This is a genomic window from Paenisporosarcina sp. (assembly GCF_049671445.1).
In the GTDB taxonomy this organism is placed as follows: domain Bacteria; phylum Bacillota; class Bacilli; order Bacillales_A; family Planococcaceae; genus Paenisporosarcina.
In genome coordinates, this window is record NZ_JBATUX010000021.1 from 88,736 (window position 1) to 95,565 (window position 6,830).

General features: G+C 39.7%; 4 protein-coding genes and 1 pseudogene. 2 read left to right on the forward strand and 3 right to left on the reverse strand.

Annotated features, from left to right (window positions below; translation table 11 throughout):
* Nucleotides 1-15: 15 nt before the first annotated feature.
* From WBG45_RS02925 to WBG45_RS02935, 3 genes are all read right to left on the reverse strand, one after another.
* A complete protein-coding gene (locus WBG45_RS02925; protein WP_424412299.1) occupies nt 16-846 on the reverse strand; it encodes a carbohydrate ABC transporter permease in 831 nt (276 codons plus the stop codon).
* Between the two features lie 245 nt (nt 847-1,091).
* On the reverse strand, nt 1,092-1,994 hold the full coding sequence (locus tag WBG45_RS02930; RefSeq protein WP_196810277.1) for a carbohydrate ABC transporter permease: 903 nt from the start codon (nt 1,992-1,994) through the stop codon (nt 1,092-1,094).
* Nucleotides 1,995-2,151: 157 nt separating this feature from the next.
* The gene (locus tag WBG45_RS02935; protein ID WP_424412300.1) at nt 2,152-3,384 is read right to left on the reverse strand and encodes a sugar ABC transporter substrate-binding protein; all 1,233 of its coding nucleotides are present in this window, start codon (nt 3,382-3,384) and stop codon (nt 2,152-2,154) included.
* 391 nt (nt 3,385-3,775) lie between these two features.
* Here WBG45_RS02935 and WBG45_RS02940 point away from each other — a divergent pair, with 391 nt between their 5' ends.
* Both WBG45_RS02940 and WBG45_RS02945 read left to right on the forward strand, forming a co-directional pair.
* Nucleotides 3,776-5,956, forward strand: a complete 2,181-nt coding sequence (locus tag WBG45_RS02940) for a glycoside hydrolase family 3 N-terminal domain-containing protein (protein ID WP_424412301.1) — start codon at nt 3,776-3,778, stop codon at nt 5,954-5,956.
* A gap of 2 nt (nt 5,957-5,958) precedes the next feature.
* Nucleotides 5,959-6,830 (forward strand): annotated as a pseudogene (locus WBG45_RS02945) (GH36-type glycosyl hydrolase domain-containing protein); the annotation flags it as partial.

The window sequence follows — 6,830 nt, forward strand, 5'->3', positions numbered from 1 at the left end:
AATGCAAGTCATTAACTACTTTAGACCAGAAGTTGTAAACCCTTCGACGATATACTTTTGGAATAACGAAAATACGATAATAATTGGAATAACCATAAAGGCAGCTCCTGCCATTTGAAGAGCAAAGTTATTCGCATATTGACCTTTTAGTAAAGATAAACCGACCGATAACGTATAAAGAGACTCATCATTTGCGATGATTAATGGCCATAAGAAACTGTTCCATGCAGCAATGAAAGTAAGAATTCCTTGTACCGCAAAGATTGGTTTGGATATTGGCATAATGAGTCGGAAGAAAATATAAAACTCTCCTGCTCCATCCAGCCTAGCCGCTTCAATAAGATCGGTCGGTATTGTCGCCATAAACATTCTAAACAAAAAGATACTGAAAGCCGCAGCTAATCCTGGCAACACAATACCTAGCATCGTGTTGATAAGACCCATTTCATTTAATAGAAGATACACAGGAATCATCGTAACTTGTCCTGGGATCATCATCGTCGCTAGTACTAAGTAGAATACTTTATCTTTTCCTTTGAAATTGAATTTAGCAAAGCCATAACCGGCCATTGCGTTAAAAAATAATCCAACGAACGAAAGTGCGACAATGATTAACGTGTTTTTCAAATAAACACCGAAATTCATATTGGTAAAGAGACTAATATAGTTATCAAACGTCGGGTTTTCTGCAAATAACGTTGGTGGCATTTGTAAAATTTCACTCTCTGGTTTGAATGAACTCGAAATCATCCAAATGAAAGGCAACGATACGATTAAGCCACCAACAATCAGCAGGATCGTTACGACCCATCGTTCAAAGGTATGTTTTGATTTTTCTGAAGGCATTGGATCTCACTCCGATACTGATAGATTTAGTAAGAAAAACGGAAAGCGCAATCTAGCCGGGCACCATGAAGGAGGCTTGCTAGACATTTTGTACAACCTGGAACATCACTTCGTCAACCTGAAGCGCTACTTCGTCAACCTGGAGCGCCTCTTCGTCAACCTGGAACGCCACTTCGTCAACCTGTAACGCCTCTTCGTCAACCTGAAACGCCACTCATCAAATCAACTCTAATAAATTACTCCTTTTAGTAGTCGACATCGGCTTTTTTCAGTTTGAATTGCAGTAATGTCACGATGATGATGACAATAAACAGCACGAATGATCCTGCCGCTGCGTATCCAAATTCACTGAACTGGAATCCTCTTTGATAAATAAACAATGCCATTGAGACAGTTCCGTCAAGAGGACCACCCTTCGTCATGATAAATGGTTCTTCGAAGAACTGAAGCCATCCGATCAATGTTGTAACTGTTACGAAGAATATCGAGTAACGTAAAAGCGGAATGGTAATGTAAACAAGCACTTGCCATCTTTTAGCGCCATCAATTCGAGCCGCTTCATAATACGAATTCGGAATGCCTTGAAGTGCTGCTAAGAAAATGATCATGTTGATCCCGATCCCTTTCCATACGGCAAGTACAATCAGTGACAGTTTCGCCAGTACCGGTTGCTCTAACCAAGGAACTTTATCTACATTGACCAATGAAAGGACGTAATTAAATAGCCCGTATTCGGTGTTATAAAGGAAGCCCCAAACCACCGCTACAGCGATGATGTTTGTAATAGCTGGCATAAAATACACGGCTCTGAAAACCGTGAAGATCAAGTTTTTCCCGTAATTAATCAATAAAGCAATTCCGAGTGAACTGATGATTACGAGTGGAACGCCAATGACTACATAAAATAACGTGTTAAAAACGGCTTTATGAAACACGGTATCTGTTAATAATGTGGTGTAATTTTCTAAGCCAATAAAGTTAATACTGGACCAGTCAGCTAACCCCTTCAGATTCAAGTCGGTAAAACTAATAACAAACGCAATTGTTATCGGAATGAGGCTGAATAGAATAAGAATGAGTAACGCTGGTGCAATAAAAATGTAAGGATGTCGATTTTTCATTGTAGTCTTTAGCATTTGGTTTAACATTTTATCCCACCTACCTTTTACAATCTTTCACCTATAAACACCACAATTCAGAAAAAATAGGTAAGTGATTATTCGTTCATCACTTACCTATCATTTGTGCAGGATGAACCTGATGTCATTTAGGAGATTGTCGATCTATTTTTCAATCAATCCGACTTTATTTAATCATGCCTTTTGCTTTTTCATCCAAGCCTTTAAGTTCTGTTTCTACATCCGCTCCACCACTGATGATGCGTTCGATAGAAGCAAGTAATTCTTGAGCGATTTTTTCCCACTCTTTAATTTGAGGTGCGCCTTGTGAACTTTCAAGTTGCTCTCCAAATGCAGCATACATTTCATTGTCTGCTAGTTTTGGATCTTCCCAAGCTTCTAAACGAGAAGGAAGTGTGTTTGAAGTTTCCATCCATTCTAGCTGAGTATCTACTACGTTCATATAAGAAATAAAGTCTAGTGACTCGTCTACCATTTTAGAATTGTGGAATACAGAGAAGTTCGCTCCACCAATACTTGATAAGTTGTTTTCTTTAGCTGGCATAGTTGCAACTGCCCACTTACCTTCTAAATCAGGTGCTTGATCGTTTAACACATTAATCATCCAAGGACCACTGAAGAAAATTGGTTTCTTGCCATCTTTAAAGGCTTGTACGATATCAACACCTGGTGATGGTGAACTAATACCTTCTTTAAAGTAGCTTGTATAATAATCCATTGCCCCTTTAAATTCAGGAGAAGAGAAGTTAGGGTTTTTAGCATCAAATTCAAAACCATTTTGCCAAGCGAAGATAAATGGTGTTACTTGATCATTTAAGTCAATGTCAAGTCCATAAACATCTTCACCAGATTTAGATAGTTTAGAAGCAGCATCTTTTAGCTCATCCCATGTTTTTGGTGCTTCTGGATATCCTACTTCTTCTAATAAATCTGTACGGTAGTACATCGTACGTGTTTCTACATACCATGGAATACCAATTACTTTATCGTCGTACTTCATAGAAGACTGAGCACCTTCGAAGTAATTTTCTGGAGCAAAATCAGGATAATCTTCCATATGTTCAGTTAGGTCAAGTAAAGCACCTGCATCTGCAAATTCTGCAACCCAAGTTGTACCTAGTTGTAATACGTCAGGACCATTACCTGATGCAACAGCTGTTAGTAATTTGTCATGAGCAGATTCCCAAGGGATAGCTTGTACTTTTACATCTAAGCCTGGATTGTCTTTTTCAAATTTCTCTGTCATTTCACTGAGTAGCTTACCTTCTCCACCCATTGCCCAGACTGATAATGTTTTGTCTCCATCTCCACTACCTTTTTCTCCGTTACCACAGCCAGCTAAAATACCTGATAACCCAATTGCAAGAACTGCCGAGTACACTAATCCTTTTTTCTTCATTTGATTTCCATCTCCTCTTCTATTTTGGTCTTGTGTGAGTAAACAGTCTTTGTGACATATAATCATTTGTTTTCATTTAATAAATATATCGTCACGCTGTTGAAACGTTTCGATAATTCTATTATAATGAAAAATGAATACGCTTACAACTGTTTTTCAAAATAATTAAATTTTTTCTTTTATATAACGGGAAATTACGAATCAATTAGGTTTCATTTCTCATTTCCTTTCAGCTAGGAACCTAAATCGCTTGTTCTCCTATCTTTATATAGAAGATAGTTCTACTATTAAGCTACACGACAGTAATCAATCCATAGTGGTATTAAGGAAGAATCATATACATCACGTTAAGTGAAACGTTTCACAAACTAAAGTAGATGGAGGTTAATTAATGACAACTTCAACAATCCAAAACTTGATGGACCAAATGACCTTAAATGAAAAAATCGCTCAGTTACTTCAGCTTGCAAGTCCTTTTTTCAAAGGCTCCACTGAGCAAGGACATATTACAGGACCAATGGCGGCAATGCCGATCAGTGACGAACATATTGAACACGCTGGCTCTGTGCTCGGTGTCACAGGTGCTGCTGAAGTTATTTCAATTCAACAGAAACATTTAGAAAATAATCGACTTGGGATTCCTCTGTTGTTCATGGCGGATATTATTCATGGCTACAAAACGATTTTCCCTGTGCCTTTAGCCATTGCGTGTAGCTGGGACCCTGAGCTTGCTCAAAAAAGCGCAGAAATTGCAGCAAAAGAAGCATCAGTTTCTGGTGTCCATGTAACGTTTGCTCCAATGGTTGATTTGGTTCGTGACCCACGATGGGGACGTGTGATGGAATCGACTGGTGAAGATTCGTACTTAAATCAAGTCTTTGCAAGAGCCTTTGTGAAAGGATTTCAAGGACAAGACGTATCAAATGACCTTCAATCTGTAGCAGCTTGTGTGAAACATTTCGCAGCTTATGGTGCTGCAGAGGCAGGTCGCGATTACAATACCGTCGACCTTTCAGAAAGACAGCTAAGAGAATCATATCTTCCTGCATATAAAGCCGCTCTTGATGAAGGCTGTGAAATGGTCATGACTGCTTTCAATACAGTAGATGGCGTTCCAGCAACAGGTAATGAAAAGTTAATGCGCAACTTACTACGTGATGAATGGGGCTTCGATGGCATTTTGATTTCAGATTGGGGAGCTGTAAAGGAACTCATTCCTCATGGAGTTGCTGAAGACGATAAAGAAGCAGCCTTAAAAGCGATAAAAGCGGGTGTCGATATTGAAATGATGACCGCGTGTTACGTACAGCATTTAGCAGAACTTGTGTCTGAAGGAGCGATTGAAGAAAGCATCATTGACGAAGCAGTTCTTCGCATTCTTACATTAAAAGAGAAACTCGGTTTATTTGAAAAGCCGTATAGAGGCGCAGATGTTGAGCTTGAAAAACAACTAGTTGGTCATCAAGATCATTTACAACTATCTCGTGAACTTGCAACCAAATCTTGTGTTTTATTGAAGAACGATCATGACTTACTTCCTCTTAATAAGAACAAAAACATCGCCTTAATCGGACCCTTTGCAAATAGCGGCGATATTTTAGGACCTTGGTCAGCGCTTGGAGTTCGTGAAGAAGCCGTAACATTAAAAAAAGCATTTGAAAAACACCTTCCTACTAATCAGTTGACTGTTGTCACGGGTTGTCATGTGGAAACGATCACACCACAACAACTAGACGAAGCAGTTCAAGCTGCGTCGAAGGCTGATGTAATCGTTGTTGCAGTTGGTGAAGACAGTGACATGAGTGGCGAAGCAGGATGCCGCACGAATATTCAATTGCCCGCTCCTCAACTGGAATTGCTAAAAGCATTGGCTACTTGCGGAAAACCAATCGTTACGATTTTATTTAACGGACGTCCACTCGACCTTCATGGTGTTATTGAATACAGTGACGCGATCTTTGAAGCGTGGTACCCAGGCAGCGAAGGCGGAAGTGCACTTGTAGACCTTCTTTATGGCGTAACCATTCCTTCAGGAAAACTGACGATGTCGTTCCCTGATAACGTCGGACAAGTACCTGTGTATTATAACCACTTTAATACAGGTCGACCACAAGGCGCACCTGATGCACAGGAACGCTATGTATCTCAATATTTAGATGCACCAAACGAACCGTTGTATCCTTTTGGCTACGGATTAAGTTATACGAAGTTTAGCTATTCAAACCTTGAACTTACTTCGACTCAACTAACGAAAGACACTGACATCACGGCAACTGTGTCCGTTTCGAATGTTGGCTCCTTTACAGGTGAAGAAATTGTTCAGTTTTATGTACAAGATGTCGTTGGCGAAGTCGTTCGCCCATTAAAAGAACTAAAGAGCTTCCAGAGCATTACACTCGAGCCTGGCGAGACAAAACAAGTGACCTTTACGATTACTGAAGATCAACTTCGTTATACCCATGCGGACCTTTCATTTAAAAGTGATAACGGATCATTCGTTTTATATGTAGGAACAAATAGCAAAGACGTTCTTTCACAATCATTCCAATTGACTTCACAAGGGAGGAACTAACAATGACGGTAAATACAACGAAGAAATACATCCTTCATAATGGTGAGACACAAGTACAATTCCTTCCATCAGGCGACGTATCTAATTTCTCTCACAAAAACTTGATGGTTAATCAGCTAATTGGCAACGCCATAGATGGCTCACTAAATAACATTTTCTTGCGCGTTTTTAATAACGACAAAATCGACTTCTACCCCCTACTAGGTGTGAAGTCGACGAGTACGTTTTCAACTTCTGCCAATAAAGCAAAATGGTCTGGAACGGTTCAAGGAATACAATATGAAGTCATCTTCCATATGGCGAATGAACAAATGTGGTTCTGGGAGGTTAACCTAGACGGGGACGGGCTTGATGTGGACTTGGTGTATGGACAAGATGTAGGAATCGCTCATCTAAATGCTATCCGTTCAAATGAAGCATATAACGCTCAGTACCTAGATCACGCAGTATTTGAAAATGATTCGACTGGTTTTACCGTGTGCACCAGACAAAACCAGCAACAAGGAGACGACTTCCCTTACCTTCAACAAGGATCTTTTGAGAAAAATGTCGGCTACTCTACTGACGGCTTCCAATTTTTCGGTTTAAGTTACAAAGAAACTGACATCCCTGAAGCGTTAACGAAGTCTTCTTTAGCGAATGAAACGTATCAATATGAATTTGCTTTTACTGCACTACAAAGTAAAAAAATGAAGCTAACTGGAAAGACTTCATTTGTGTTCTATGGTGCTGTAGCAAGCCATCATCCAGATGCAGTGAAGAGCCCTTTATTTAAACAAGAAATCCAGCAAGCATGGGATGACTTAGATAAAGAACTACCATCTTTCGAAACGATTAATTCGCTTCATGACTTAGCTTTTTCAGGAGCTGGCAC